23 protein-coding genes, 1 tRNA gene and 1 pseudogene are annotated in these 24921 nt (G+C 54.9%); 13 read left to right on the top strand and 12 right to left on the bottom strand.

Features of this window, described 5'->3' with window-relative positions; translation table 11 throughout:
- Positions 1–6 precede the first annotated feature (6 nt).
- Both dnaJ and dnaK read right to left on the bottom strand, forming a co-directional pair.
- The gene (gene dnaJ / locus BM352_RS03000; protein WP_090212333.1) at positions 7–1146 is read right to left on the bottom strand and encodes a molecular chaperone DnaJ; all 1140 of its coding nucleotides are present in this window, start codon (positions 1144–1146) and stop codon (positions 7–9) included.
- 87 nt (positions 1147–1233) lie between these two features.
- Complete coding sequence (dnaK, locus tag BM352_RS02995) at positions 1234–3153, bottom strand: molecular chaperone DnaK (RefSeq protein WP_090212330.1); 1920 nt, start codon at positions 3151–3153, stop codon at positions 1234–1236.
- 205 nt (positions 3154–3358) lie between these two features.
- On the opposite strand from dnaK, the gene BM352_RS02990 reads away from it, so the two are divergent.
- A complete protein-coding gene (locus BM352_RS02990; protein WP_090219799.1) occupies positions 3359–3985 on the top strand; it encodes an alpha-ketoglutarate-dependent dioxygenase AlkB family protein in 627 nt (208 codons plus the stop codon).
- Here BM352_RS02990 and BM352_RS02985 read toward each other — a convergent pair.
- Positions 3982–4803, bottom strand: a complete 822-nt coding sequence (locus BM352_RS02985) for an ABC transporter permease (protein WP_090212328.1) — start codon at positions 4801–4803, stop codon at positions 3982–3984. The genes BM352_RS02990 and BM352_RS02985 overlap by 4 nt on opposite strands.
- A 142-nt stretch (positions 4804–4945) precedes the next feature.
- On the opposite strand from BM352_RS02985, the gene cysQ reads away from it, so the two are divergent.
- From cysQ to BM352_RS02940, 9 genes and pseudogenes are all read left to right on the top strand, one after another.
- Positions 4946–5728: a 3'(2'),5'-bisphosphate nucleotidase CysQ gene (gene cysQ / locus BM352_RS02980; protein ID WP_425434550.1), complete on the top strand. Its 783-nt coding sequence runs from the start codon at positions 4946–4948 to the stop codon at positions 5726–5728.
- Positions 5728–6528, top strand: a complete 801-nt coding sequence (locus BM352_RS02975; protein WP_090212323.1) for a 3-deoxy-manno-octulosonate cytidylyltransferase — start codon at positions 5728–5730, stop codon at positions 6526–6528. The genes cysQ and BM352_RS02975 overlap by 1 nt, the downstream gene beginning before the upstream one ends.
- On the top strand, positions 6525–7721 hold the full coding sequence (locus tag BM352_RS02970; protein WP_090212320.1) for a glycosyltransferase family 2 protein: 1197 nt from the start codon (positions 6525–6527) through the stop codon (positions 7719–7721). The genes BM352_RS02975 and BM352_RS02970 overlap by 4 nt, the downstream gene beginning before the upstream one ends.
- Before the next feature lie 138 nt (positions 7722–7859).
- Positions 7860–8753, top strand: a complete 894-nt coding sequence (gene galU / locus BM352_RS02965; protein WP_090212317.1) for a UTP--glucose-1-phosphate uridylyltransferase GalU — start codon at positions 7860–7862, stop codon at positions 8751–8753.
- Positions 8754–8767: 14 nt separating this feature from the next.
- Complete coding sequence (gene galE / locus BM352_RS02960) at positions 8768–9751, top strand: UDP-glucose 4-epimerase GalE (protein ID WP_090212314.1); 984 nt, start codon at positions 8768–8770, stop codon at positions 9749–9751.
- 103 nt (positions 9752–9854) lie between these two features.
- Complete coding sequence (locus tag BM352_RS02955) at positions 9855–10967, top strand: glycosyltransferase (RefSeq protein WP_175500609.1); 1113 nt, start codon at positions 9855–9857, stop codon at positions 10965–10967.
- A 25-nt stretch (positions 10968–10992) separates the two neighbouring features.
- Positions 10993–12001, top strand: a pseudogene (locus tag BM352_RS02950) (glycosyltransferase family 2 protein).
- Positions 11998–13692, top strand: coding sequence for a DUF5927 domain-containing protein (locus tag BM352_RS02945; protein WP_090212309.1), 1695 nt, complete (start codon positions 11998–12000; stop codon positions 13690–13692). The pseudogene BM352_RS02950 and the gene BM352_RS02945 overlap by 4 nt, the downstream one beginning before the upstream one ends.
- Before the next feature lie 3 nt (positions 13693–13695).
- A complete protein-coding gene (locus BM352_RS02940; protein WP_090212306.1) occupies positions 13696–15126 on the top strand; it encodes a nodulation protein NodH in 1431 nt (476 codons plus the stop codon).
- On the opposite strand, the gene BM352_RS02935 is transcribed toward BM352_RS02940, so the two are convergent.
- From BM352_RS02935 to BM352_RS02900, 8 genes are all read right to left on the bottom strand, one after another.
- The gene (locus tag BM352_RS02935) at positions 15123–15587 is read right to left on the bottom strand and encodes a PTS sugar transporter subunit IIA (protein WP_090212303.1); all 465 of its coding nucleotides are present in this window, start codon (positions 15585–15587) and stop codon (positions 15123–15125) included. The genes BM352_RS02940 and BM352_RS02935 overlap by 4 nt on opposite strands.
- Positions 15588–15621: 34 nt before the next feature.
- Positions 15622–16194 carry a ribosome hibernation-promoting factor, HPF/YfiA family gene (gene hpf / locus BM352_RS02930; protein WP_090212300.1) on the bottom strand — a complete coding sequence of 191 codons (573 nt, stop codon included), beginning with the start codon at positions 16192–16194 and terminating at the stop codon, positions 15622–15624.
- Between the two features lie 238 nt (positions 16195–16432).
- Entirely contained in the window at positions 16433–17194 is a 762-nt protein-coding gene (gene lptB, locus BM352_RS02925) for an LPS export ABC transporter ATP-binding protein (RefSeq protein WP_090212297.1), read from the bottom strand.
- Positions 17191–17703, bottom strand: a complete 513-nt coding sequence (gene lptA / locus BM352_RS02920; protein ID WP_090212295.1) for a lipopolysaccharide transport periplasmic protein LptA — start codon at positions 17701–17703, stop codon at positions 17191–17193. Before lptA ends, lptB begins: the two co-directional genes overlap by 4 nt.
- A gap of 9 nt (positions 17704–17712) precedes the next feature.
- A complete protein-coding gene (gene lptC, locus BM352_RS02915; RefSeq protein ID WP_090212292.1) occupies positions 17713–18312 on the bottom strand; it encodes an LPS export ABC transporter periplasmic protein LptC in 600 nt (199 codons plus the stop codon).
- Positions 18313–18315: 3 nt separating this feature from the next.
- Positions 18316–19293 (bottom strand): KpsF/GutQ family sugar-phosphate isomerase, encoded by a 978-nt coding sequence (locus tag BM352_RS02910; RefSeq protein ID WP_090212290.1) that lies wholly within the window; start codon positions 19291–19293, stop codon positions 18316–18318.
- A 9-nt stretch (positions 19294–19302) separates the two neighbouring features.
- Positions 19303–19914, bottom strand: a complete 612-nt coding sequence (locus tag BM352_RS02905; RefSeq protein ID WP_090212287.1) for a ribonuclease D — start codon at positions 19912–19914, stop codon at positions 19303–19305.
- Between the two features lie 452 nt (positions 19915–20366).
- A tRNA-Leu gene (locus tag BM352_RS02900) sits at positions 20367–20452 on the bottom strand.
- Between the two features lie 179 nt (positions 20453–20631).
- Between BM352_RS02900 and BM352_RS02895 the strand changes: the two genes are divergently transcribed.
- Complete coding sequence (locus BM352_RS02895) at positions 20632–21621, top strand: complex I NDUFA9 subunit family protein (RefSeq protein WP_090212285.1); 990 nt, start codon at positions 20632–20634, stop codon at positions 21619–21621.
- Here BM352_RS02895 and BM352_RS02890 read toward each other — a convergent pair.
- Entirely contained in the window at positions 21612–22415 is an 804-nt protein-coding gene (locus BM352_RS02890) for an undecaprenyl-diphosphate phosphatase (protein ID WP_090212283.1), read from the bottom strand. The genes BM352_RS02895 and BM352_RS02890 overlap by 10 nt on opposite strands.
- Before the next feature lie 210 nt (positions 22416–22625).
- Here BM352_RS02890 and BM352_RS02885 point away from each other — a divergent pair, with 210 nt between their 5' ends.
- Together BM352_RS02885 and BM352_RS02880 are read left to right on the top strand one after the other, a co-directional pair.
- Positions 22626–24059, top strand: a complete 1434-nt coding sequence (locus BM352_RS02885) for an NAD(P)-dependent oxidoreductase (protein ID WP_090212280.1) — start codon at positions 22626–22628, stop codon at positions 24057–24059.
- Positions 24060–24062: 3 nt separating this feature from the next.
- Entirely contained in the window at positions 24063–24863 is an 801-nt protein-coding gene (locus BM352_RS02880; RefSeq protein ID WP_090212278.1) for an alpha/beta fold hydrolase, read from the top strand.
- Positions 24864–24921: the final 58 nt, after the last annotated feature.

Genomic DNA, 24921 nt, shown 5'->3' with positions numbered 1-24921 from the left:
TTCGTTCTAGCTCTTCATGTCTTCCCAAAAGGACTTAACTTTGGAGAAGAAGCTTGAGAGATGAGGATTGTTCTCCTCGCTCAGTTTCTCGAACTCGCGAAGCAGTTCCTTTTGTTTGCTGGTTAGATTGACCGGTGTTTCCACTGCCAGCTCGATAAACATATCGCCGGAGCCCGCACCGCGAAGCGCGGGCATCCCTTTGGAGCGCAGGCGCATCTGCCTACCGGATTGGCTGCCCGCAGGCACTTTCACTCGGGACCGACCACCGTCTATCGTAGGAACCTCTACATCTCCACCAATCGCGGCCGTCGCCATAGCGACTGGCACACGGCAGAACAAGTCAACTCCTTCACGCTGGAACAGCGCGTGTTCTTTGACTTCGATGAAAATGTAAAGATCTCCAGCCGGCCCACCGCGCAATCCTGCCTCGCCCTCGCCGGCAAGACGAATGCGTGTGCCCGTTTCAACCCCCGCCGGTATGTTTACGCTAAGCGAACGCTCCTTTTCCTGACGGCCCGAACCGCCGCAAGAGCGGCATGGGTTCTTGATGATCTGACCAATACCCGAACATGTCGGGCAGGTGCGCTCTACTGTGAAGAAGCCTTGCTGGGCGCGCACCTTGCCCATGCCGGAACAGGTCGGGCAGGTCTGAGGTTCGGCGCCCCCTTCCGCGCCAGAGCCATCGCATCCGTCGCAGGATACCGAGGTTGGCACGGTGATTGCTTTTTGCAGACCGGCATAGGCGTCTTCAAGAGAGATGCCCAAATTGTAGCGAAGGTCCGAACCACGCATTGCGCGCTGTCGTCCGCCGCGCTGTGCGCCGCCGCCCATGAAATCACCAAAGAGATCTTCAAACACGTCAGAGAATGCGGATGAGAAGTCACCGCCACCGGGCCGCTGGCCGCCACCGCCCATTCCGCCTTCAAAGGCGGCGTGGCCATAGCGATCATAAGCGGCCTTCTTGTTGGCGTCCTTTAGAACTTCATAGGCCTCATTGGCTTCTTTGAACTGTGCTTCCGCATCGGGATTGTCGGAATTGCGGTCAGGGTGCAGCTCTTTCGCTTTAGTGCGATAGGCCTTCTTTAACTCGTCCGCTGAGGCGCCGCGGGCAACGCCCAGCACCTCGTAATAATCACGTTTTGCCATGGATCAACCTTCCCAAAACTCGATCCCTGAAACATGCAGACCGGCCCGTATTTTCGGGCCGGTCTTCTATCTCAGGACTTGGCGCCATCAGGCGCGTTTGTCGTCGTCCAGATCTTCGAAGTCGGCGTCAACGATGTCTTCGTCTACGCCGCGCATCTCATCAGGCTCTTCGGAAGGTTCTGCAGAGGCAGCTTCGTCCTGTTGAGATTTGTAGATCGCTTCGCCAAGCTTCATGGCCGCATCGGTCAGGTTCTGAATGCCACCTTTGATCTTGCCAGCGTCAGCAGAATCCATGGTTTCTTCAAGCGCCTTAATAGCAAGCTCGATCACTTCGACCGTCGAGCCGTCAACCTTGTCACCATGCTCTTCCAGCGATTTCTTGGTGCTGTGGATCAGGCTTTCAGCTTGGTTGGTGGCTTCGACCAACTCACGACGTTCGGCGTCCGCATCAGCGTTGGCCTCGGCGTCTTTGACCATCTGTTCGATGTCCTCATCGGACAGGCCGCCGGACGCCTGGATTGTGATCCGCTGCTCTTTGCCGGTGCCCTTGTCTTTGGCGCCAACTTCAACGATGCCGTTGGCGTCGATGTCGAATGTCACCTCGATCTGAGGCATTCCGCGTGGAGCAGGCGGAATGTTTTCCAAGTTGAACTGACCAAGGATCTTGTTGTCAGCGGCCATCTCACGCTCACCTTGGAAAACGCGCAGGGTCACTGCGTTTTGGTTGTCTTCTGCGGTCGAGAAGATTTGCGACTTCTTGGTCGGGATCGTGGTGTTGCGGTCGATCAGGCGAGTGAACACACCACCGAGGGTTTCGATACCCAAAGACAGCGGGGTCACGTCCAGAAGAACAACGTCCTTCACGTCACCTTGCAGAACGCCAGCCTGAATGGCGGCGCCCATGGCGACCACTTCATCGGGGTTAACGCCTTTGTTAGCTTCGCGACCGAAGAACTTGGACACCTCTTCGATGACCTTGGGCATACGAGTCATACCACCTACCAACACGACTTCGTCGATGTCAGAGGTCGACAAGCCCGCATCTTTCAGCGCGGCTTGGCATGGTTTGATCGACGCTTTGATCAAATCAGCAACAAGGCTTTCCAGTTTCGCACGGGTCAGTTTCATAACCATGTGCAGCGGCTGGCCGCCTTTGGGATCCATGGAGATAAACGGCTGGTTGATCTCGGTCTGCTGCGAGGAAGACAATTCGATCTTCGCTTTCTCGGCAGCTTCTTTGAGACGCTGCAGCGCCATCTTGTCTTTGGTCAGATCGACGCCGTTCTCTTTTTTGAACTCGTCGGCCAGATAAGACACGATGCGCATGTCGAAGTCTTCACCACCAAGGAACGTGTCACCGTTGGTAGATTTCACTTCGAACAGGCCGTCGTCAATTTCCAGAATGGTCACGTCGAACGTACCGCCACCAAGGTCATAGACCGCGATGGTTTTAGTTTCTTTTCGGTCGAGGCCGTAAGCCAACGCAGCCGCAGTCGGCTCGTTGATGATGCGCAGGACTTCGAGGCCAGCGATCTTACCGGCGTCTTTGGTGGCCTGACGCTGGGCGTCATTAAAGTAAGCAGGGACCGTGATAACGGCTTGCGTCACTTCTTCGCCCAGATAGCTCTCGGCGGTTTCTTTCATCTTTTGCAGGATGAAGGCAGAGATCTGCGATGGGCTGTATTTGTCACCCTTTGCGGCGACCCAGGCGTCACCATTGCCGCCATCGACCACGTCGAAGGGCAAGTTCTTTTTATCTTTCGCAAGATGTTTGTCGTCAAACCGGCGACCGATAAGGCGCTTCACGCCAAAGATCGTGTTGTCCGGGTTGGTTACAGCCTGCCGTTTGGCAGCCTGACCGACCAGCCGTTCGTCGTCAGTGAAGGCGACGATAGATGGCGTTGTGCGCGCACCCTCAGCGTTTTCGATAACGCGGGGTTGAGAGCCATCCATGATGGCAACGCAGGAGTTAGTTGTACCGAGGTCGATACCGATGACTTTAGCCATAAGCGTAGGTCCTTTCTTCGCGGCGATGTTGAGGAGCGCAGGCCCAAGTTGGCTCCTGCCCTCCGATCCCTAATTGACCCGGGGGCGTAGCCCCATCGGAATTCGAAGGGTATATAAGGCTGGCCCGTTGGTGCTGCAAGGCACAGGGTCACTGGAATCTCGCAATTTCGTGAGAAACACGCTGGAACGAGGCCAGAACACGAAAATGAGCGATAAATTTACCCCAAAGGCACCAAATCTAGTTCTGCGCGGGTTCAAAGTTTTTGAAGGTTTGATCGCTGCTGATCGGCAGCTGTTACTTCTGAATGACATCCGTAACGTGGTCTCCGAGGCGCCGTTATTCACCCCGCAAACCAGTAGTGGTCACAAAATGTCCGTGCGTATGACATCGGCGGGGCAGGTTGGTTGGGTGGCGGATGTGACGGGCTACAGATATCAGGCAACACATCCGCGCGGTATGGCGTGGCCGGCGATACCTGCCTCAGTACTGGAAATCTGGCATTCGCTCGTGCCGGGGGGCCGCAGCCCCGATTGTTGTTTAGTCAACTTTTATGACGCAACCGCTCGCATGGGGTTGCACCAGGATCGCGACGAGGCAGATTTTTCTTGGCCGGTGGTTTCAATATCTTTGGGCGACGATGCGTTGTTCCGTGTGGGCAGTTCTACTCGAGGTGGGAAAACAGAAAGCATCTGGCTTCGATCCGGAGACGTTGTCGTGATGGGCGGCGATGCCCGCCTGTCCTACCACGGGGTTGATAGAACCAAGGCTGGCACTTCCATGCTTCTGGCAAAGGGCGGTCGTATCAACCTGACCTTAAGGGTGGTGACTTAGCGTCCTGCGCTCCAGCTGATGGATGCGTGGCGGCGGGCTTTGAATTCGCCCATCAGGCCGATCATGATCAATGTGATCGATACAATCAGCGGGTAACTGATCGAACTGAAGTGCGGGTTGTAGTTAATAAAAGCGAAGCCCCGCGCCTGATCGATGCAGTGGAACAGCGGATTCCAGTCAAAGAACACCAAGATGGAAGAAGGCATGTTATTTGCCACAAACATTTTGCCTGAGGCGACCATGTTGGCACGGCTGTAAACGGTCGATGCGATAGACGCGAAACCGGGGAACCAAGGTTTGATGGCAAGGAAGACCATCCCGACAGCTACACCTGAGAACCATGACAACAGGAACATTCCAATTGTGCCGATCGGGTCGTTTATGATCACCGGATGCCAGACAACGTGAACCATGAACAAGATCAACGCGGCGGACAGAGTTTGCAGGTAAAGCGCTGACAGCGCTGACGATGCAATGGCGATGGCCGTGTTCATCGGTGCGTGCTTCATCATCGCGGAGGTTGGGCCCTCGGAGCCCATGATCGCGCCAACGGCTTTGGTGTGGGTCAGGAACAGAAAAATTCCGGACAAAAGATACAGTATGAAGTCGCCGCGAATGGCCGACCCGCGCAAACCCAGCACAGAGAACATAAGGTAGAACGCTGCGACCATGATGATCGTTGTCATCATGTTCATTGCCAGACCGATGATGGCGTTTCGGTGTGACTTGCGGACGTGCCGAACAGTGCTGACATAAATCAGATCTGCCAGCCCGATGGCTGACCGAAAATGCGTGTTGCGTTCTTCGGTTCTGAACATTCTTGCAAACCTGCTTTGCCTACGGCCGGTGCCCTGATCCTTAGATGCCAGAAAACTTGCCGATCCGTTATCAAGGAAGCATAAGAAGACCGAAGAGTTAAATCAATTATCCGGCAGGAGAGCAGCTTTGGACTATAACAAGATGGCAACGGTGTTCCGTATGTTGGCGCTCGATGCGGGTGACAAGATTATGGAGATATACGGCGCAGATGATTTTGATGTGCGTGCGAAGTCGGACGATAGCCCTGTCACCGCCGCAGACGAGGCGGCTGATGCACTAATCTCGGCCGGCCTGCGGGAGGCGTTTCCTGATGTCTTGCTGGTAACGGAAGAACAGGCTGCGACCCACTCCGAAAGCGCAGCAAACTTCATCATCGTCGACCCGCTGGACGGGACAAAAGAATTCATCAAACGCCGCGGCGATTTCACAGTGAACATCGCATATGTCGAAAACGGTGTTCCAGTGCGCGGCGTTGTCTACGCACCTGCCAAGGGCCGCATGTTCTATACCGACGCTGATGGGAACTCAGTTGAGGAATCGGGCCCCTTCGATCGCGACAAAAAGGGTCTAACAAAGGCGATCCGCGTGAAGACACCTGACAATGAAGCGTTGGTAATAGTTGCGTCAAAGTCTCATCGTGACCAAGCGACAGATGACTATCTGGCAAAGTATAAGACGACTGATCTCACGGGCGCCGGCTCGTCATTGAAATTCTGCCTTGTGGCTGCCGGCGAGGCTGACTTGTATCCTAGGATCGGACGGACCATGGAGTGGGACACCGCCGCTGGGCACGCAGTTCTGAATGGCGCGGGTGGGGCGGTTGTGCGCTTCGACGATCACAGCCCGCTGACATACGGCAAGCCAATTTACGAAAACCCGTTCTTTATCGCCTATGCCCCCGGCGTTGACCTGAAGCCCGCCTGATGTCTGTCACAATCGTAATCCCCGCTCGCTATGCATCGACCCGCTATCCGGGAAAGCCGCTTGTAACTTTGACAGGGGCCACCGGAGAGGCGCGCAGCTTGATCGAGCGTTCTTGGAACGCGGCGAAACAAGTGTCTGGCGTCGACCGTGTCGTTGTGGCGACCGACGATGACCGGATCAAAGAGGCTTCTGAGGCATTCGGAGCAGACGTGGTGATGACCTCGCCGGACTGCTTCAACGGCACCGAGCGCTGTGCCGATGCTTTGCCTGCGCTGGGTGAGGAACCGGAGATTGTAGTTAACCTGCAAGGCGATGCTCCTCTGACACCTGCTTGGTTTGTTGAAGATTTGATTGCGGGATTGCGAGCCGCGCCTGAAGCAGCTTGCGCGACTCCCGTGTTGCGCTGTGACGGGTGGGCTCTGAACGGCTTCCTTGAGGACCGCCGGAATGGCCGCGTTGGCGGAACGACTGCAGTGTTCGCGCAGGATATGACAGCGCTCTACTTTTCGAAGGAAGTTATTCCTTTCACGTCGAACACCTACTCTAACAACGCCGAAACGCCCGTATTTCACCATGTCGGAGTCTATGCTTATCGGCCGGATGCTTTGCGTGCTTATGCGACCTGGCCTGTCGGCCCGTTGGAGAGGTTGGAGGGATTGGAACAGCTTCGGTTTCTTGAGAACAGCCGTAAAGTTCTGTGCGTTGAGGTCGAGGCGCGTGGGCGACAATTCTGGGAACTGAATAATCCAGAGGATGTTCCGCGCTTGGAGGCGATGCTGTCGGAGATGGGCCATCCATGACATCGAATACGGTCAGTGTGATTATCGTCAGTCGCCATCGACCGGAGGAGCTGCGCAAATGCGTTCGAGCCTTGGAGTTTCAAACTTTCAGGAACTTTGAAGTAGTCATTGTTGCTGACCCTGATACCGCTGCGGATCTAAACAATCTTGTCCCGGTTGATCGGCTCAAGGCTGTCAATTGTTTGGAAGCCAATATCTCGAAAGCGCGCAACATCGGAATCTCGCAGTCTGCGGGTGATATTGTCGCCTTCATTGACGACGATGCTATCGCTGAACCCACTTGGCTAGAAAGACTAATTTCGCCCCTCATAGACACTAGGGTTGCCGCAACTGGCGGGTATGTCCGCGGCCGAAATGGAATCAGCCTTCAATGGGGTGCCGAGGAAATTGACAGAGACGGGGTGTCCCATCCGATCATTGTTGACGCCGAGGCTGCGCCTGATCGAGCGATCAAAACTCAAGGGACCAATTGCGCGTTTCGGCGCAACGTCCTGATCGAGCTGGGAGGGTTCGACGAGAATTTCCACTTCTACCTTGATGAGGCGGACGTGAACTTTCGGATTGGGCAATCGGGGCGCGCCACTGCAATTGTTCCAGAAGCCGAAGTTCAACATGGTTTTGCACGCTCTAGCCTTCGAGGGGCGGACCGGCGGCCCAGATCGTTGTTCGAGATTGGTGCGAGCCAAGCATACTATGTCTCGAAGCACGCCGGATCGGAAGCAAGCCTAGAGAGCTTCAAAAAAAAACAATGGCGGCGACTTGAGGAGGCACTCGTTCAAGGGCTTCTGGAACCGCGCGATGTGCGTCGTCTTTGGTCGGAGCTTGAGGCGGGAATGGCAACGGGCCAAGATCGATTGCCTGTCCCTCCAAAGAAGTGGCTTGAGCCATCGCCGTTCAAGCGTTTTGTCAGTGAAACGGCCGTGGGAGCCCATCGCTACCTCTCCGGGCGCCGGATGACGCAACGTCACATTTTTGCTCTCGCGGCAGAGCTTTCGCGCAGCGGAACGGCTTGCACCGCAATTATTCTTAGCTCCACAGGGTTATTCCATCGCCGCTGGTTTCATGTAGACGGATTCTGGGTCCAATCGGGGGGAGTATTCGGAAAGTCTTCCCGCTCTGATTCCATTTGGGCGTGGTATACCCGTGAAGATCGAATCCGAAGAGAACAAGAACTTCTTGGTCAAACCCGTTAGACTGGGAATCTGGAGTGTATTTGACACAATACTAAGTCTGGCGTCCTTATGGTCACAGTTTTGACAGAACGAAGTCTCAACGTGTAGCGAGTCGAACAAGTATTGATTAGTAAAAACGAAAAGAACGAGGCAAGCCACATGAAGCGCAAAGTCACGAAGGCTGTATTTCCGGTCGCGGGTTTGGGTACGCGGTTCCTTCCCGCCACGAAGTCGATCCCCAAAGAAATCATGACCTTGGTTGACCGTCCTTTGATTCAGTATGCGATCGATGAAGCACGTGCTGCAGGTATCAAGGAATTCATCTTTGTTACCTCTCGCGGAAAGGGTGCGCTCGAAGACTACTTTGACCATGCGCCCGAGCTAGAAAGCTCACTTCGCAAGAAGGGAAAGAAAGATCTGCTTTCCGTGCTCAAGAATACCAATATGGACAGCGGTGCCATTGCCTATATTCGACAGCACAAGGCGCTGGGTTTGGGACACGCGGTTTGGTGTGCTCGCCGTCTTATCGGCAACGAACCTTTCGCGGTCATTTTGCCTGATGACGTGATTGCTGCAGAGAAGCCGTGTCTTCAACAAATGGTCGAGGCCTATGCCGAAACAGGTGGCTGCATGGTTGCCGCAATGGAAGTTCCGCCAGAGAAAGCTTCTGCCTATGGCGTTCTTGATATCAAAGAAGACATGGGGTCGATGGTTTCGGTTCGCGGTATGGTTGAAAAACCCAGCGTTGACACAGCGCCTTCAAACTTGGCTGTGATTGGGCGGTACATTTTGACACCAAAGGTTCTCAACAACCTAAACCAAATCAAGCAAGGCGCTGGTGGCGAAATTCAATTGACGGATGCTATCGCTCAAGAGATTGAAGCTGACCGCGACGTTTACGGCTATCGCTTTCGCGGACAACGGTTCGATTGCGGCTCTAAGGCGGGCTATCTTCAGGCGACGGTCGCATTCGGACTTGCCCGTGAGGAGCTTCGGGACGAGCTTTCGGCCTATCTGGAAGAAATGGCCGCTATCCGCAAAGCTGCACAATAACCAAGGGGCAATCTATGGCGAACGTGCTGGTGACGGGTGGGGCGGGTTATATTGGCTCACACGCTTGCAAAGTCTTGGCCGCGGCTGGGTTTACGCCTGTCACTTATGATAATCTGTGCACTGGTTGGCAGGATGCAGTGAAATTTGGCCCCTTTGCGCAAGGCGATCTGCTGGATCGCGCTCGTCTGGACGAGGTTTTCAGAGAACATCAGCCTGTCGCAGTTATGCATTTCGCGGCCCTGAGCCAAGTTGGCGAATCCATGAGCAACCCGGGACTCTACTGGCGCAACAATGTTGGCGGCTCGCTCAACCTGATTGAGGCCGCCGCAGAAGCAGGGTGCCTGAACTTCGTGTTCTCTTCGACTTGTGCGACCTATGGCGAGCAAGATGGCGTCACGCTCACTGAAGACAGTGACCAGCATCCAATCAACGCTTACGGTGCCTCGAAACGGGCGGTCGAAGACATTCTGACCAATTTCGAGCTGAGCCACGGAATGCGTCACGTCATTTTCCGATATTTCAACGTGGCAGGCGCTGATCCAGAAGGTGAAGTCGGCGAGTTCCACCAACCTGAAACGCACCTTATTCCACTCATGCTTGATGCTATTGACGGTAGGCGCGACGCGCTCACCGTATTTGGCACGGATTACGATACACCTGACGGCACATGTATTCGCGACTACGTTCATGTCATGGATTTGGTTGAGGCGCATGTGAGCGGTCTAAAGTGGCTTCTTGATGGAAGAGAGCCCCGCATTTTTAATCTGGGCACGGGCAGTGGGTTTTCGGTTCGGGAGGTTATCGACCACAGTCGCGCCATCACCAACAAAGCGGTGCCAATCGTCGAAGGCGCGCGTCGCGCGGGGGATTGCACCAAATTGGTTTCTGGAAGCGATCGCGCAATGTCGGAGCTTGGTTGGAACCCCGGCCGTTCAACTCTGGAGGCGATGATCACCGATGCATGGCGTTGGCACCAATCCGGGCATTACGATAAATAGGGCCTATCCAGTCGTTTTAGACATCTCGCGGCTTGTGTCACGCGTGGGCCGTGGGCCTTTGACGGGCGTGGATAGGGTCGAATTAGCCTATTTAGATTGGTGTTTGAGCGATGCCACTGCACCCTTCTATTGCCTCGCTCGGATCTCCGGCGGGTATGTGGTCCTTGATCGCGAAGGCGCGGTGTCGTTCAAGGCGAAGTTGCAAGGTAAGACGCGCTGGGGCAAGCCTGACTTGCGCGCGCGACTGGCATTGAAAACACCTAAGTTTCGCGGCGCCGCTGAATCAGACCTCCGTCGCCTTGCAATCGCTCGGTCTGGCCGAAGTACGCTGCCGCCTTTACCTTTGACACACGGCATTTACCTGAACATTGGCCATTCGAACCTCAGCGAAACAACGCTTTTCGGCATTCGGAAGGCTGGCCTGAAGGTTGCGACGCTCATCCATGATATGATTCCGCTGGATTTTCCACAGTTTCAACGTGATGGAACCGTGCCGCAATTTGAGAAGAAGATGCGCATTGCTGCGGGCAACAGTGATCTGATCATCGCAAACTCCGCAGATACAAGCGCCCGCGTCCGGCACTATTTTCGACAATGGGGTGGGAAGCCACAGTCCGTTAATGCGCTCTTAGGTGTGCCAGACCTCTCGATGCCTATTGATCGATCTGGCCTGAATAGAGCCTATTTCGTGACTATTGGAACAATTGAGCCGCGCAAGAACCACGCTTTGCTGCTGGATGTCTGGGACGAACTGCAGGCAGAGCTGCCAACTGAGCAAATGCCAGCGCTTCACATAGTCGGTCATCGCGGTTGGAAGAACGAAGACGTTTTTCGGCGTTTAGATGAACTGAAGGGCAGCCAACATGTCATCGAACATAGTGACATGAATGATGAGGCGCTGACCGAGCTTCTGGCCGGCTCCCATGGCTTGGTGTTTCCATCGTTTGCGGAAGGGTTCGGCTTGCCATCTATTGAAGCCGCTCAGTTGGGAATTTCCGTTATATGTGGCGATCTTGCCATTCACCACGAGATCTTGGGCGACTACCCCGTTTACGTCGACCTACAAGACCGATACCTTTGGAAAAAAACAATACTTGAGCAGGCAAATCAGAGGCAGAAAGACCTCATCCACGCAAACAAGGCAAAGAACCCGAAAATTCCGACTTGGTCGGAACATTTTGAAGCCGTTAACGCGGCGGTGATTAAGCTACTCTAACCAGCGTGGTCAGAGGTGACACAACATGGGTGTCCTGAAATCATATCAGCTTCGTCTAGAGCGAAAGCGTTGGCGCATGCGGGCTCTCCGCAAGCGGCGGGAGCTCTCGACCTTACGGAACCGAACAGCGCAGATTTCCAAGTCCGATATCATCGTGTTCTGCACCCTCCGGAACGAAGTGGTGCGCCTGCCATACTTCCTGAAATATTACCGCGACCTCGGAGTTGATCACTTCATCTTCGTCGATAACGGATCTGATGATGGGACAACGGAGTTCCTTGTAGATCAGCCCGATGTCAGCGTGTTTGAAACCGACGAAAGCTATAAGCGGTCTCGTTTCGGTGTCGACTGGGTGAACTGGCTTCTTAGAAAGTATGGCCACGGGCATTGGACTCTTGTCCTCGATGTAGATGAATTCTTTGTTTACCCATTCTGCGACACTCGTCCGATCAAGGCATTGACTGATTGGCTTGATGCTTCTTCGGTCAAATCATTCGGGACGATATTGTTGGACATGTATCCTAAAGGGCCAATCGACTCGGTTCGTTACGAGGCGGGGCGTGACCCGTTCGAGCATGTGCACTGGTTCGATAGCGGGAACTACACGATCCAGAGGAACGATAGGTATGGAAATCTGTGGGTTCAGGGTGGACCCCGTGCGCGCGTTCTTCGCCGACAAACCAGAACGTGCGCCGGCGCTAAATAAAGTGCCGCTCGTCCGCTGGGACAGAAGCTACGCCTATGTCAGCTCGTCGCATATGCTTTTGCCGCGTGGTTTGAATCTTGTGTATGATGAATGGGGCGGGGAGAAGACGTCTGGCTGTCTGCTGCATGCGAAGTTCTTGGATACGTTTACCTCCAAATCCGCCGAGGAGCTACAACGCAAGGAACACTTCGCTAACAGCCACGAGTACAAAGCCTACCATAGCGGCTTGTCGAGCGATCCGGACCTTTGGTGCAAGTGGTCGGAGAAGTATATCAACTGGCGCCAGCTGGAGATCTTGGGGCTGATGTCGAAAGGGAACTGGGCATGAGCGTCGGTTTCGTCATGTTGGTTCACGAGGCGTTGGACCGCGCAGCACAGATCGCGCGACACTGGTCGGAGCATGGCAAGCCGGTCGTGATTCACGTCGATAAGCGTGTGGATGGCCCGACATTCGAGTATTTTAAGGGCAAACTCGCTGACCTAGACAACGTGCGGTTCTCGGAACGACATGCGTGCGAATGGGGCAATTGGTCTATCGTTGCCGCTACGCAATCGGCTTGCGAGCTTATGCTGGAAGCGTTCACGGATGTGCGTCACGTCTATCTGTCGAGCGGCTCATGTATGCCGCTGCGCCCGGTAGAGGAACTACAAAGCTATCTGGATGACCGTCCTCGGACGGATTTTGTGGAATCTGTGACAACCGATGAGGTTGATTGGACAGTGGGTGGCCTGGACCAAGAACGGTTCACACTTCGTTTCCCGTTTTCATGGAAGCGGCAACGACGCCTTTTCGACGCATATGTCGACCTTCAACGGCGCGTAAAAATGGCCCGTCGGATACCCGAAGGGCTGACTCCACATCTTGGGTCGCAATGGTGGTGTCTTACCCGTCAGACTTTGTCCGCCATCCTGCAGGACCCGCGCCGCGCTGAATTTGATACGTATTTCCGGCGCGTCTGGATTCCGGATGAAAGCTATTTCCAGAGTCTTGCACGGCTCTATTCGACGCAGATCGAAAGCCGGTCTCTGACGCTGTCGAAGTTTGATTTTCAGGGCAAGCCACACGTCTTCTATGATGACCATTTGCAACTTCTCCGGCGTTCGGATTGCTTTGTGGCCCGCAAAATCTGGCCAAGGGCGGAGCGGCTTTATCGTGAGTTCCTTGCGCCAGCGTCACGCGCCCTGATCATGGCGGAGCCCAATCCCCTGAAGATCGACAGGTTGTTCAGCCGAGCAACAGAGCGGCGCACGCGGGGCCGCGCTGGGCTCTACATGCAGGGCCGTTTCCCGAATGATGGGTGGGAGAACGGAAAGACGAGTGGGCGCTATTCCGTTTTCGAAGGTTTCACGGACCTCTTTGAGGACTTTGAGGCATGGATTGCGCGCCGTACCGGCAACCGGGTTCACGGCAACCTGTTTGCCGAGGATAGAGTTCATTTCGCAGGCGGTGACGAAGTCTATAACGGTGCATTATCAAACAGCGCGCCATTACGGGACTACAACCCCCGGGCTTTCTTAACGAACCTGATCTGGAATACCCGTGGCGAACATCAGTGTTTTCAGTTTGGCCCGTCGGATGATCAGAAGATTTCCGAGTTTCTTGCCACGGACAGGAATGCCCAGATTTCTATTATCTCTGGCGCTTGGGCGATTCCGCTGTTTCATTCAAATCAGAATTTCTCCGACCTTCGGAAGGTGGCGGCACAGTTGCAACGGGTCGAGGCCGCACATCTAGAGCTATTGCGCATGGGTAAAACCAAGGCTCGCGTCCGCATTTGGAGCCTTGCAGAGTTCATTGAGAACCCCATGGAGAATCTGCAAACCATTCTGGATGAAATTGGAGGAATTGGACAAAGACGCCTGACGGAGGTGCCGGTGATGGCCGATCTCAACGGCTTTGGCCAGTTCTTGCAGAACCTGAAGAACCAAGGGATGAGCCCGCATCTCATGGGGGATTTCCCTGTAATCGAAGACACACTCGACAAACCCCAGGGCGGCCGCCCCTATCTGGTGAAGTAGATTATGAGCAATCAATTTGAATATTTCGTAGTCTTCGCCGAGATGCGCACAGGCTCTAACTTTCTAGAAGCAAGCTTGAACGAGTTTGGTGACCTTCAGTGCTATGGCGAGGCATACAATCCGCATTTCGTTGGCCATCACAACAAAGACGCCTTGTTCGGTGTGGACATGGCGCAACGAGAGTTGTCACCATTATCTTTGATCGAGCGGATGAAGGAAAACACAGAAGGTCTGCCGGGCTTTCGGTTTTTCAATGACCATGATCCACGGGTTATGACGCATGTTCTTGAAGACCCCAAATGCGCAAAGATCATTCTGACCCGGAACCCGCTGGACAGCTACGTGTCGCTCAAGATCGCAGCGCAGACCGGCCAGTGGAAGCTTTCCGATATGAAGCAGCATCGTTCAGCCACCATCACGTTTGATCGGGAAGAATTCTTGTCCCATCTGGCAGCAAAGCAGGCGTTCCAGCTTGATATTCTCAAAGCGATGCAAGTGTCAGGACAAACCGGATTCTACGTTGCTTACGAGGATATTGGTGACATCTATGTTATCAACGGTATGGCTAAGTTCATTGGCTCGAAGGAGCAGATAGACGCAACGCCGAACTCGGTGAAAAAACAGAACCCGAGCGAGCTTGAGGACAAGGTGACCAACTACGCGCAGATGGTGAAAGATCTGGCAAACATTGACCATTTCGCGCTTTCAAATACCCCAAATTTCGAACCAAGGCGTGGCCCGGGTGTGCCCGGATTCTACCTTGCAAATGAGGCGCCGCTTTTGTTCATTCCGGTGGCCGCATCCCCGAAAGTGTCCGTGTTGAATTGGCTCGCCCGCCTCGACGACGTCGCTGTTGAAGATCTGCCAACCAACCTTTCGCAGAAATCGTTGCGCCAGTGGAAGCGCGGCAATCCCGGGCATCGCAGCTTCTCGGTCATTCGCCACCCGCTGGAACGCGCCCATCGGGTGTTTTGCGAATATGTCGTGCCAAAGCGGGATGACAACTTCGCCGATCCGCGGAAAGTCATGCGGAACAAGTACGGTGTGTCAGTTCCCAATCAGGGCGACTTGAGCGACTATACCAAGATTGAGCATCGTGCAGCGTTTGCCAGCTTCCTGAAGTTCTTGAAGGGCAACTTAGCCGGCCAGACGAGCATTCGTATTGACGCGGTTTGGGCGACACAGTCGGCGCTTTTGCAAGGTGCAGCTGGTGTGGTGCTGCCAGATATGATCCTGCGAGAGAGCGAGCTGGCTGAAGGACTGAACGCGCTTTGTGGCCAGTTGGGCTATGATCCACAAAGTTTGGAAATCGAGCAGGCGACGGGCCCGTTCCAGCTGATTGATATCTATGATGACGAGCTGGAAAAGCTGGCAATGGCCGCCTATCGCAAGGATTATATCAGTTTTGGGTTCGGTGCTTGGAGCGAAAGCTAGGCTGCTTTTGGCTCTTCGACTTCTGTTAGAATCGCGTGCAACGCCGCCGAGTTGGTATTGGACCGAAGCTTGGTGCACACGTCCTTGTTGCGCATGGTTCGCGACACCAAGGCCAATGCCTTGAGGTGGTTCACGCCCGCAGATTCCGGCGCGAACAGGGCGAAAAACAGATCTACGGGATGGCGATCTGCCGAATCAAAGTCCAGTGGCCTTTCAACACGCAAGAACACAGCGACGACCTGATGAAGGTCTTTGACGCGCGCGTGCGGCAAGGCGACCCCATGGCCCACACCTGTTGGGCCAAGGGATTCGCGTTCCAGTAGGGCGCCCAATGCCAGATCGGCGGGAATCCCATGAGCGGCGTGCGCGATCTCGGAAATCTCCTGAAAGAGACGTTTCTTGCTGGTGACCGCCGAGACGGTCTTAACAGCTGACTGGGTCAGGATTTCCGAGATTTGCATAGCCTGCTCTCTGAACGTGGGTTTCGTAGCCCATTTAGCTGCCTGCGGGGTCAATCCAGCCTATATTGCCATCCTCGCGTTGATACACGACGTTGACGTTCTTGTTTCCATCGTTGCGGAACACCAGCACAGGCGCTCCGGCAATCTCCATCTGCATCACGGCTTCCCCGACCGAGAGCGAAGGAATGTTTGTCTCCATCTCTGCAACGATGATTGGTTGCAGACCTTCGGGTTCCAAGTCTTCAGACTCCCCGCTTGCGGCAAGGATATATGAGGATGCACCCGAGAGTTCAACTGGTTGTGAACGCTCCTTATGATGGTCCTTCAGGCGACGCTTGTATCGACGCAGCTGCTTGTCCATCTTTTCAGCGCATTGATCGAAGGCCGCATAGATTTCGGTGCTGTGGCCTCGTGCTTGTGTCGTCAACCCTGTGCTTAGGTGAACAATAGCCTCGCAGACATACTCGTGGGCGTTCTTGGAGAAAATGACCGTGGCATCGGTGGGACGCCCCGCATACTTGTCCAAAATAGCTCCCAACTCCGTTCTCACGTGAGTCTGAAGTGCTTCGCCAATGTCAATCTGTTTGCCCGTGATCTGGTACCGCATGGCGTCTCCTTTATTGAAAAGTTGGGGAAATAACCGACCGCATATCGAAATCTGTGGCCGGATTTGGATTGAGTATCTGGTATCGCCCGAGGGTGCGGGACGTGTCCGTTTCGAGGTTTGCGCAAGGCAAGACCAAAGCCTGGGGCTGTCGATCACTCATCCACTCTATTTGGCGACGAGCAGGGGCGCTGTGTCAACAAAAGAGATTGAAAAAGCGGACTTTTTACATCTGAAAATTTTAACTGATCCGGAAGTTCTGACCCAGATATACGCGGCGCACATTCTCGTCTTTCACCACCTCTTCAGTGGTGCCGCTCATCAGGACGTGCCCGTCATGAAGAATGTAGGCGCGATCGACAATTTCCAGCGTTTCCCTGACGTTGTGGTCAGTGATCAAGACGCCGATTCCGCGTTTTTTAAGGTCTGCGACCAATCCGCGGATTTCGCCGACTGCGATTGGATCGACGCCAGCAAACGGCTCATCCAGAAGGAGGTATTTCGGATCGGCGGCCAAACAGCGTGCGATCTCAGCGCGGCGGCGCTCCCCGCCTGAAAGTGACAAGGCAGGCGCGCGGCGCAAATGGCCGATGGAGAATTCGTTGAGCAGTTCTTCCAAACGCTCTCGTCGCTTGGTGCGGTCTTTCACTGCGATTTCGAGAATCGCGAGAATGTTGTCTTCGACGCTTAGGCCCCGAAAAATCGACATTTCTTGGGGCAAGTAACCGATGCCGAGTTTCGCCCGTCGATACATTGGAAGCAGCGTCACATCCCGCCCGTCGATTGTGACGGTGCCCGCTTCTGGTGTCACTAGGCCGGCAATCGAGTAGAAGCACGTTGTTTTACCAGAGCCGTTTGGACCGAGAAGCGCGACGACTTCGCCTCGAGCTAGCTCCATTGATACGTCACGGATCACGGGACGTCGTTTATAGTTTTTTCTGAGCCCTAGAACCTTCAGGCCTGAAGAGCCATCCTTCACGCTAAGCCCGGACGCGTCGCTCATTTGTTGCCGCCGGTTTGGAAAATCGTGCGGACGCGGCCTTCCATGCGTCCACTGCCTGAGGTCAGGTCAACGGTCAGCTTTTCGCCCGACAGCGCATTTTGACCTTGGGTTAAGATTACATTGCCGGTCATTACAATCTCTGAGGAAGAGACAGAATAGATTGCTTTCTCCGCCTCTGCTGCTTCGGCGCCATTCACCAAGGTCACGCTTCCCGTCGCGATAAGCTGATCAATGCGACCTGTCGCCTGCCCGTTCTCGGTTGCGTATTGAACCTGAACGCGGCCCGCACTTAGGCGCATTTCGCCTTGACCGGCGACGACGTTGCCAATGAAAACCGCGCTTCCCGTTGCTTGGTCTACGCTCAGCTCATCGGCTGTGATTTCAACGGGTAACGACGCGTCATGTTTCAATCCGCCGAATGCCACGGATGCGCCCTGTGCGATTGCTGTGCCGGATACCATGAGGAGGGCGAGAGCCGCCGCAGCGGCTATTCTAGAAAAGACTGTCATGTTTACCCTCTACTCTTTCGGATCATATACCAGCTTCACGCCATCCTTGAAAACAAGAACCTGTGTGTTGCCGTTTGCTGTGAGTTTCATTGAGCCGGCCTCAATCTGCCCAGCGGGTCCACGGCCGATCAAAGCACCGGGCGCTTCGAGACCAGTTGCCTCCAGATTTGCGACTAACTTTTGTGTTTGCAGGTTGTACCCTGTGGAGGTCGAAAGGCGCACATCACCTTCAAGGTCAAGTGTACCGACCCTGCCGTCATAGAATGCGGTATTGGCGATAATTCCGTAAGACGGCCCAGCCTCTGCCTCGATCCGAGCGACCACCTTCTTAATTGTTAGTCGCCGCACATCTGTCAAATCTGGAACTGCGCTTTCGGCGTCGACGGTAATAGCTGATCCGTCGCTGGTGGTGCCAGAAAACCGTGGAGCGGTCAGCTGCTGCTCTCTGGCGATCTTTTCGATGTCGATTTCAGCAAATGGAATTGCACTGGACGGATCAAGGCTACGAGAAAAAAGAAACATCGTCGACAACAGCCCGAGTGCGACCAGCGGGAAGACAATCTTCGCCCACTGCACGAAACGCGAGTATCTGTTGTCAACGCGTGCCATGCGCTAGGCGACGCCGGCGCGAAGGCAGTCGTGGATGTGCAGGATGCCAAGAGGTGTGCCACCATTCCCCGCCTTGGTGACGAATAGGCAGGTGATCTTGCGGTCGTTCATGATTGCGACGGCCTGTTCTGCCAAGGCTTCTGGGGCAATGGTTCTCGGGTTGGCGGTCATGACTTCTGCCGCTGTCATATCCAGCAAGCCGCTCATATGCCGCCGAAGGTCACCGTCGGTGATGATCCCTGCAAGGTTGCCGTCTGCGGTCAAAACACCAACGACGCCGAACCCTTTTTGGCTGATTGTGATCAGCCCATCCGACATGGGAGTTGTCATGGAGATCACTGGCAACTCTTCGCCGGAATGCATTAGATCTGCCACCTTAGAGAGACGCGCGCCCAGTTTGCCGCCGGGATGGAAGTCGCGGAAATTCTCAGGCGTGAACTTGCGATGCTCCATAAGCGCGATGGCCAGGGCATCACCCAACGCCAATGTCATTGTTGTGGATGTGGTTGGGACAACACCCGTCCCGCAAGCTTCTTCGGCTTGCGGCAATAGCAGTGCGACGTCGCATTGCTTCATCAAGGTGCTGCCGGCCTTACTAGCGACAGCGATCATCGGAATGCTGAAACGGCGGGTGTACGCGATGACGTCAGCCAGTTCTGGTGTTTCGCCAGAGTTCGACAAGATCAGTGCGACATCACCTTGCGCCATCATTCCGAGGTCGCCATGACTGGCTTCGGCTGGGTGCACAAAGTGCGCCGGTGTGCCCGTGGAAGCCAAGGTCGCCGCAATCTTGCGCGCGACATGGCCGGATTTTCCCATACCGCAAACGATGATACGGCCCGTTGCACCAAGCATGAGGTCAACGGCTTGCGCGAATGTGTTGTCCAGGCTTTTGGCCAGCAGGTTCAATGCCTCGGCTTCCCGAGCGACGACGCGGCGGCCAATGCTTAGAAACTGTTCTGAAGAGTTTACGTTTTCCATCTACGTTACCTAGTGCGCGAAGATGTCAATTTCAGGCCAACCGGCCAAATCCAGCCGAGCGCGGGTCGGCAGGAAGTCGAAACAGCTTTGCGCCAACTCGGCGCGTCCTTCGCGTTCCAGCATACGGTCAAGCTCTGTTTTGAGCTTGTGCAGATGTAAAACATCCGAGGCGGCATAGTCGTGTTGCGCCTTCGTTAGCTCAGGCGCGCCCCAGTCGCTGGATTGCTGCGCTTTGGACACGTCAACGTTCAGCAACTCTTGCAGGAGGTTCTTCAATCCGTGGCGATCGGTGTAGGTGCGGACCAGTTTAGACGCGATCTTGGTGCAATAGACTGGGGCTGTCATCGCACCGAAAGCGTTATACAGAGCCGCAATGTCAAAGCGCCCAAAGTGGAACAGTTTCAAGACATTTGGGTCTTCAAGCATCCTACAAAGGTTGGGGGCCTCGGTTTGCCCAATTGAAATTTGCACGATGTGGGCGTTGCCGTCGCCGCCTGAAAGCTGCACCACACAAAGCCTGTCGCGATGCGGGTTCAGACCCATGGTCTCGCAGTCGATGGCCACGGCAGAGCCTAGGTCCAGATCGTCAGGCAGATCGCCCTGATACAGAAAATTTGCCACGCGTCTGGCTCCCTTCAGATTTCTTCTGCGGAATAGGCCCTTTGTGGCTGATATTCAATAACAGCGATCCCGATCAGGATTTGCCGACACCTTCGACCTGGCACAGTGGCGCGGATGCGGCTTTTAGCCCAAGCCCTGTTGCCATCCCCATTTGTGGTAGCACCATCTATTCAGATGCCTATTTCGCGCCAGCCCTTTTTTGATCGTGGCGCAAAGCAGGATGCATGGCGGAAAACTGGGCCGCAGTAATCGCAGCAAGGATCGCAAAAAGCTGTGCTTTAACGGGGTTCTCTTCCGCTCCATGGCCCACAATGCGCCACCGCCAGCATGCGATCGGTCACCCATAGGGGTTTGGTGAAAAACAGAAATCGCGGGCAGCCCTCGCGTTCGGCGGTTCGCATGCAGCCATAGATGCCCCATTGGGGACTGTCATTTCAGAAGCGAGGGAAGTTTGGTGCCCAGGAGAGGACTCGAACCTCCACGTCCATACAGACACCAGCACCTGAAGCTGGCGCGTCTACCATTCCGCCACCTGGGCACAGGTGTTGGTGGCCGGTGATTAAGTCCGCGTATGTCGGGTGTCAACGGAATTCGGCTGCTCAAATGAATGTTTGTGATGTTTTATCCCTTTATAAGGGGCACATAGGGAGAAAAGCTCCTTGTCTGGCGAAAACGGGCTGGGTAAACCGAAGGGAGCCAGCCTTGAAGGGAAACACCATGTCGAAGATCGTCACAATTTACGGTGGATCAGGTTTTGTCGGGCGCTACATTGCGCGCCGAATTGCCAAGGAAGGCTGGCGTGTTCGGGTCGCAGTGCGTCGACCGAACGAAGCGATTTTCGTAAAGCCCTATGGCGCTGTAGGTCAGGTCGAACCTGTCCTGTGCAACATTCGTGATGACGCGTCGGTACGCGCTGCCATGCATGGCGCTGATGCAGTCGTGAACTGTGTGGGCATTCTGGCCCCGTCCGGAAAGAACGGCTTTGATGCGGTTCAACACGAAGGCGCAGAGCGCATCGCGCGTCTTGCGCGTGAAGAAGGCGTAGCTCATTTGGTTCACGTGTCGGCCATCGGCGCCGATAAGGATAGCGACAGCAGTTACGCTCAAACCAAGGCGCTGGGCGAGGAGGGTGTTCTGGAGAACTTCCCGCATGCCGTGATCCTTCGCCCATCTATTGTGTTCGGACCTGAGGATGACTTCTTTAACCGTTTCGCCTCGATGTCGCGGTTCGGGCCCGTTCTTCCTGTGGTTGGCGCGGACACCAAGTTTCAGCCTGTTTATGTCGATGACGTCGCACAAGCAGCGGTTCAGGGTATTCTGGGGCGCGCGGCCGCAGGTACATATGAGCTGGGCGGCCCTGAGGTCGCGACGTTCCGAGAGCTGATGCACACGATGTTGGATGTGGTCCGTCGTCGCCGGTTGATCGTGAACATTCCATTTTTCGTCGCCAGCATTATGGGCACGAGTTTTGACATCCTGAAAGCGGTGAGTGGCGGGTTGATTGCTGGCCCACTGACCCGGGATCAAGTTCGTAACCTTGCCAAAGACAATGTCGTGGCCGACGGGGCGAAGGGCTTTGCGGACTTGAACATTGAACCTACCGCACTTGAGGCGATCTTGCCAAACTACCTGTGGCGGTTCCGCCCGTCCGGACAGTATGACGCGATCAAAGAGTCAGCGCGCAATCTGCGGTCGGATCACGAGTAGGCGAAAGCCAACAAGGCAATCCCCAAGATGATGCGGTAGATTACATATGGCGTGAAGCTGACTGATTTCAGCAATTTCATCATCAGGCTCAGCGCAAACAATGCCGCGACGAAGGCGAAGACAGCTGCGATTGCTGCATCCTTTGCCAGTTCCATGCTTGCGTCTGACATCACCTCTGCGCCCAACACCGCACCCGACGCGATGATGGTCGGAATCGACATGAGCATTGATAGCTTGGCTGCGTCTTCTCTGGCATAGCCGAGCTGGCGGGCGCCCGAGATGGTCGCACCGGACCGTGACGTTCCTGGAATTAACGCGATTGCTTGCCACAGTCCCATGATGATCGCGTCTTTTCGAGACCACTCAGGCGCGGTTTTGGATGTCGCGCCCCTCTGGTCGGTCCAATACAGGACCAGCCCGAAAATCAGCATCGTCCATCCGATGAGAGCGACCGAACGCAAAAGCTCGTCCATCCCGGTCAGCTTTAGGGCCAGCCCGAAAACAAGGACAGGAACAGTTGCAATTGCGAGGTATAGGGCAAGTCGAGCGCCTTGCGTGTCGACTTTTCCCCTCATTAACCTGCCGATGCCGCCAAGAGCGATTCTGACATCGGCCCAGAAGAAAATAATCACTGCAAAAAGCGTGCCTAAATGGACCGCTACGTCGATCGCTTGGCCTTGATCATCCATGCCAGTGAGGCCCGGAAGTAGAATCAAATGACCTGACGATGACACCGGTAAGAACTCGGTAAGCCCCTGAATCAGCGCCACAAGGATTAAGTGAAATAGGGACATCTGCTGGGCCTCGAATCATTTTTTTCCAACCTAAAGATGGGGAAACAAATGAGAAGGAGATAAGTTGGTAACCTATACTGACCTAAAATTTTCAGATTCGGGTAGATTTTTCCTTACTTGGTGCGAGAAAATGAATAATAGGTCAGTATAGGTGACTTTTATTTTCTGAGACGCCGTTTTACAGAGACATCTCAGATTGGGAGAATTGAAATGGCGAAGCAGCGTATGTTGCAGTTTGTGAACGTGGAGCGGGACATGCCGGAGAAGCGGCCTCCAAATCTGCGCGCTCAGGATTTCAATGAGATCTATTCGGAATACGCAACTGCGAAGGCCGAAGAGCAAGCAGGCCGTTGCAGCCAGTGTGGAGTGCCGTACTGCCAGTCGCATTGCCCATTGCACAACAACATCCCCGACTGGCTGCGGATGACCGCAGAAGGGCGCCTCCAAGAGGCATATGAGTTATCTCAGGCCACCAATACATTTCCGGAAATCTGCGGGCGCATTTGTCCGCAAGACCGACTATGCGAAGGGAATTGCGTGATTGAGCAATCCGGCCACGGAACTGTGACCATCGGTTCGGTCGAGAAATACATTACAGATACCGCATGGGAAAATGGCTGGGTAAAACCTGCAGCGCCAAAGCATGAGCGCCCTGAGAGCGTTGGTATCATTGGCGCAGGACCGGGCGGTTTGGCGGCTGCTGATATGCTACGTCGGCAAGGTGTGCAGGTCACCGTTTATGACCGTTATGATCGTGCAGGCGGCTTGCTAACCTACGGCATTCCCGGCTTCAAACTGGAAAAAGACGTCGTCATGAAGCGCATCGACCAGCTGGAACAAGGCGGCGTGATCTTCAAAATGAACTGCAACGTGGGCGACGATATCTCATTCGCGGAATTGCAGAAGACCCATGACGCAATCCTGATCGCGACTGGTGTTTATAAATCCCGCGAACTACCAGCACCCGGTGTCGGGGCGAAGGGTATTGTGCGCGCGATCGATTTCCTGACCGCGTCTAACCGCAAAAGCTTCGGCGATGCTGTTCCAGAATTCGATAGCGGCGAATTGAACGCCGAAGGCAAGCGCGTTGTAGTGATCGGGGGCGGTGACACCGCAATGGATTGCTTGCGCACGTCGATCCGCCAAGGGGCAACCTCGGTAAAGTGCCTGTACCGCCGCGACAAGAACAACATGCCCGGCTCTCAGCGGGAGGTCGCTAACGCCGAGGAAGAAGGCGTTGAATTTGTGTGGCTGTCTGCGCCCAAAGGGTTTGCAGGCGACACGGTCGAAGGTGTGATGGTATCCAAGATGCGTTTGGGCGCACCGGATGCGTCCGGCCGTCAAAGCCCCGAGGTGATTGAAGGTGCCGACTACGTTGAAGGCGCAGATCTTGTCATTATGGCATTGGGGTTTGAGCCGGAGGCACTTCCAACCCTTTGGGGTGTGCCAGAACTTGAAGTTACGCGTTGGGGCACTGTGAAAGCGGATTTCCTGACTCATGAGACCTCTCTGCCAGGCGTCTACGCATGTGGCGACATTCAACGTGGCGCTAGCCTCGTTGTTTGGGCTATTCGTGACGGGCGCGAAGCTGCGGAGGCGATCATGGATCAAATCAATGCAGCGGCGCAGGTAGCCGCCGAGTGATTGATGTCCGAAGAAAAGAAACTGCTGGAGTTCTCGCTCCTGCACGACATGCACCCCCTACGGATCGAAGCCGTGGAGGGCGAGACGTCGTGCTTGATCGTCAGCTTCACCAGCGTCGGACAGGAACGGGACAAATGGCCTCCGAAGGAATTTGTAGGTCTGGCCTCGCAAAATGGGCGCAACCATGTGATGTGCATCACGGACATCTCTCGCTGCTGGATGAATTCCAACGGGATGGCCAATCTGATTGTGACCAAGATCAGCGACTATGTGCTGGAAAACGGGATCACCAAGATCATGGCGATCGGGACCAGCATGGGCGCATACAACGCGCTGGTTCTTGGACGCAAAATGCCGTTGGCTCGGATCATCTGCTTTACACCGCAATATTCGGTTCACCCCGAAGTGCTTCCCGAAGAAAAGCGCTGGTGGTGGTTTCGCAAGCAGATCACGAACTGGCCACACAAGCAGATGGACAAACTCCCGAAGCCGCCGACGCCGATCTACATGTTTCATGGAGATACTCCGGACGAACGGATGCACTGGGAGCGGTTCCCGACTGCGCCCAATCTTCGGCACTACATTTTCAGGGGCGCGGACCACAATTTCGTGCGCAACCTCAAGGGCTCGAATACACTGCGCAAGATTGTCGTCGCCGCGATCAACGATCGACCCGGTCGGCTGGGCAAAGTTGTTCAGCGCGCGGGCGGTTTGAGACGCGCGGACTACGCAGAATTCGCAATGGCCGAAGCGCATTTCAAAGACCGCAAGAAAAAAACGCGCCCAGGTTCACTGGACAGCTGAACTCCGCGGAACTGCCAAAAAACACTGAGGTCGCGATAGCGACCAAATCACAGAACAC

It is taken from the genome of Litoreibacter janthinus, from assembly GCF_900111945.1.
GTDB classification, from domain to species: domain Bacteria; phylum Pseudomonadota; class Alphaproteobacteria; order Rhodobacterales; family Rhodobacteraceae; genus Litoreibacter; species Litoreibacter janthinus.
The sequence above is the reverse complement of the archived record's forward strand: the minus strand, read 5'-3'. Positions and strand labels throughout refer to the sequence as shown.

Coding starts and splice junctions, on each gene's coding strand:
- dnaJ (WP_090212333.1), bottom strand. CDS start 1,146: ATGGCAAAACGTGATTATTACGAGGTGCTGGGCGTTGCCCGCGGCGCC.
- dnaK (WP_090212330.1), bottom strand. CDS start 3,153: ATGGCTAAAGTCATCGGTATCGACCTCGGTACAACTAACTCCTGCGTT.
- BM352_RS02990 (WP_090219799.1), top strand. CDS start 3,359: ATGAGCGATAAATTTACCCCAAAGGCACCAAATCTAGTTCTGCGCGGG.
- BM352_RS02985 (WP_090212328.1), bottom strand. CDS start 4,803: ATGTTCAGAACCGAAGAACGCAACACGCATTTTCGGTCAGCCATCGGG.
- cysQ (WP_425434550.1), top strand. CDS start 4,946: ATGGCAACGGTGTTCCGTATGTTGGCGCTCGATGCGGGTGACAAGATT.
- BM352_RS02975 (WP_090212323.1), top strand. CDS start 5,728: ATGTCTGTCACAATCGTAATCCCCGCTCGCTATGCATCGACCCGCTAT.
- BM352_RS02970 (WP_090212320.1), top strand. CDS start 6,525: ATGACATCGAATACGGTCAGTGTGATTATCGTCAGTCGCCATCGACCG.
- galU (WP_090212317.1), top strand. CDS start 7,860: ATGAAGCGCAAAGTCACGAAGGCTGTATTTCCGGTCGCGGGTTTGGGT.
- galE (WP_090212314.1), top strand. CDS start 8,768: ATGGCGAACGTGCTGGTGACGGGTGGGGCGGGTTATATTGGCTCACAC.
- BM352_RS02945 (WP_090212309.1), top strand. CDS start 11,998: ATGAGCGTCGGTTTCGTCATGTTGGTTCACGAGGCGTTGGACCGCGCA.
- BM352_RS02940 (WP_090212306.1), top strand. CDS start 13,696: ATGAGCAATCAATTTGAATATTTCGTAGTCTTCGCCGAGATGCGCACA.
- BM352_RS02935 (WP_090212303.1), bottom strand. CDS start 15,587: ATGCAAATCTCGGAAATCCTGACCCAGTCAGCTGTTAAGACCGTCTCG.
- hpf (WP_090212300.1), bottom strand. CDS start 16,194: ATGCGGTACCAGATCACGGGCAAACAGATTGACATTGGCGAAGCACTT.
- lptB (WP_090212297.1), bottom strand. CDS start 17,194: ATGAGCGACGCGTCCGGGCTTAGCGTGAAGGATGGCTCTTCAGGCCTG.
- lptA (WP_090212295.1), bottom strand. CDS start 17,703: ATGACAGTCTTTTCTAGAATAGCCGCTGCGGCGGCTCTCGCCCTCCTC.
- lptC (WP_090212292.1), bottom strand. CDS start 18,312: ATGGCACGCGTTGACAACAGATACTCGCGTTTCGTGCAGTGGGCGAAG.
- BM352_RS02910 (WP_090212290.1), bottom strand. CDS start 19,293: ATGGAAAACGTAAACTCTTCAGAACAGTTTCTAAGCATTGGCCGCCGC.
- BM352_RS02895 (WP_090212285.1), top strand. CDS start 20,632: ATGTCGAAGATCGTCACAATTTACGGTGGATCAGGTTTTGTCGGGCGC.
- BM352_RS02890 (WP_090212283.1), bottom strand. CDS start 22,415: ATGTCCCTATTTCACTTAATCCTTGTGGCGCTGATTCAGGGGCTTACC.
- BM352_RS02885 (WP_090212280.1), top strand. CDS start 22,626: ATGGCGAAGCAGCGTATGTTGCAGTTTGTGAACGTGGAGCGGGACATG.
- BM352_RS02880 (WP_090212278.1), top strand. CDS start 24,063: ATGTCCGAAGAAAAGAAACTGCTGGAGTTCTCGCTCCTGCACGACATG.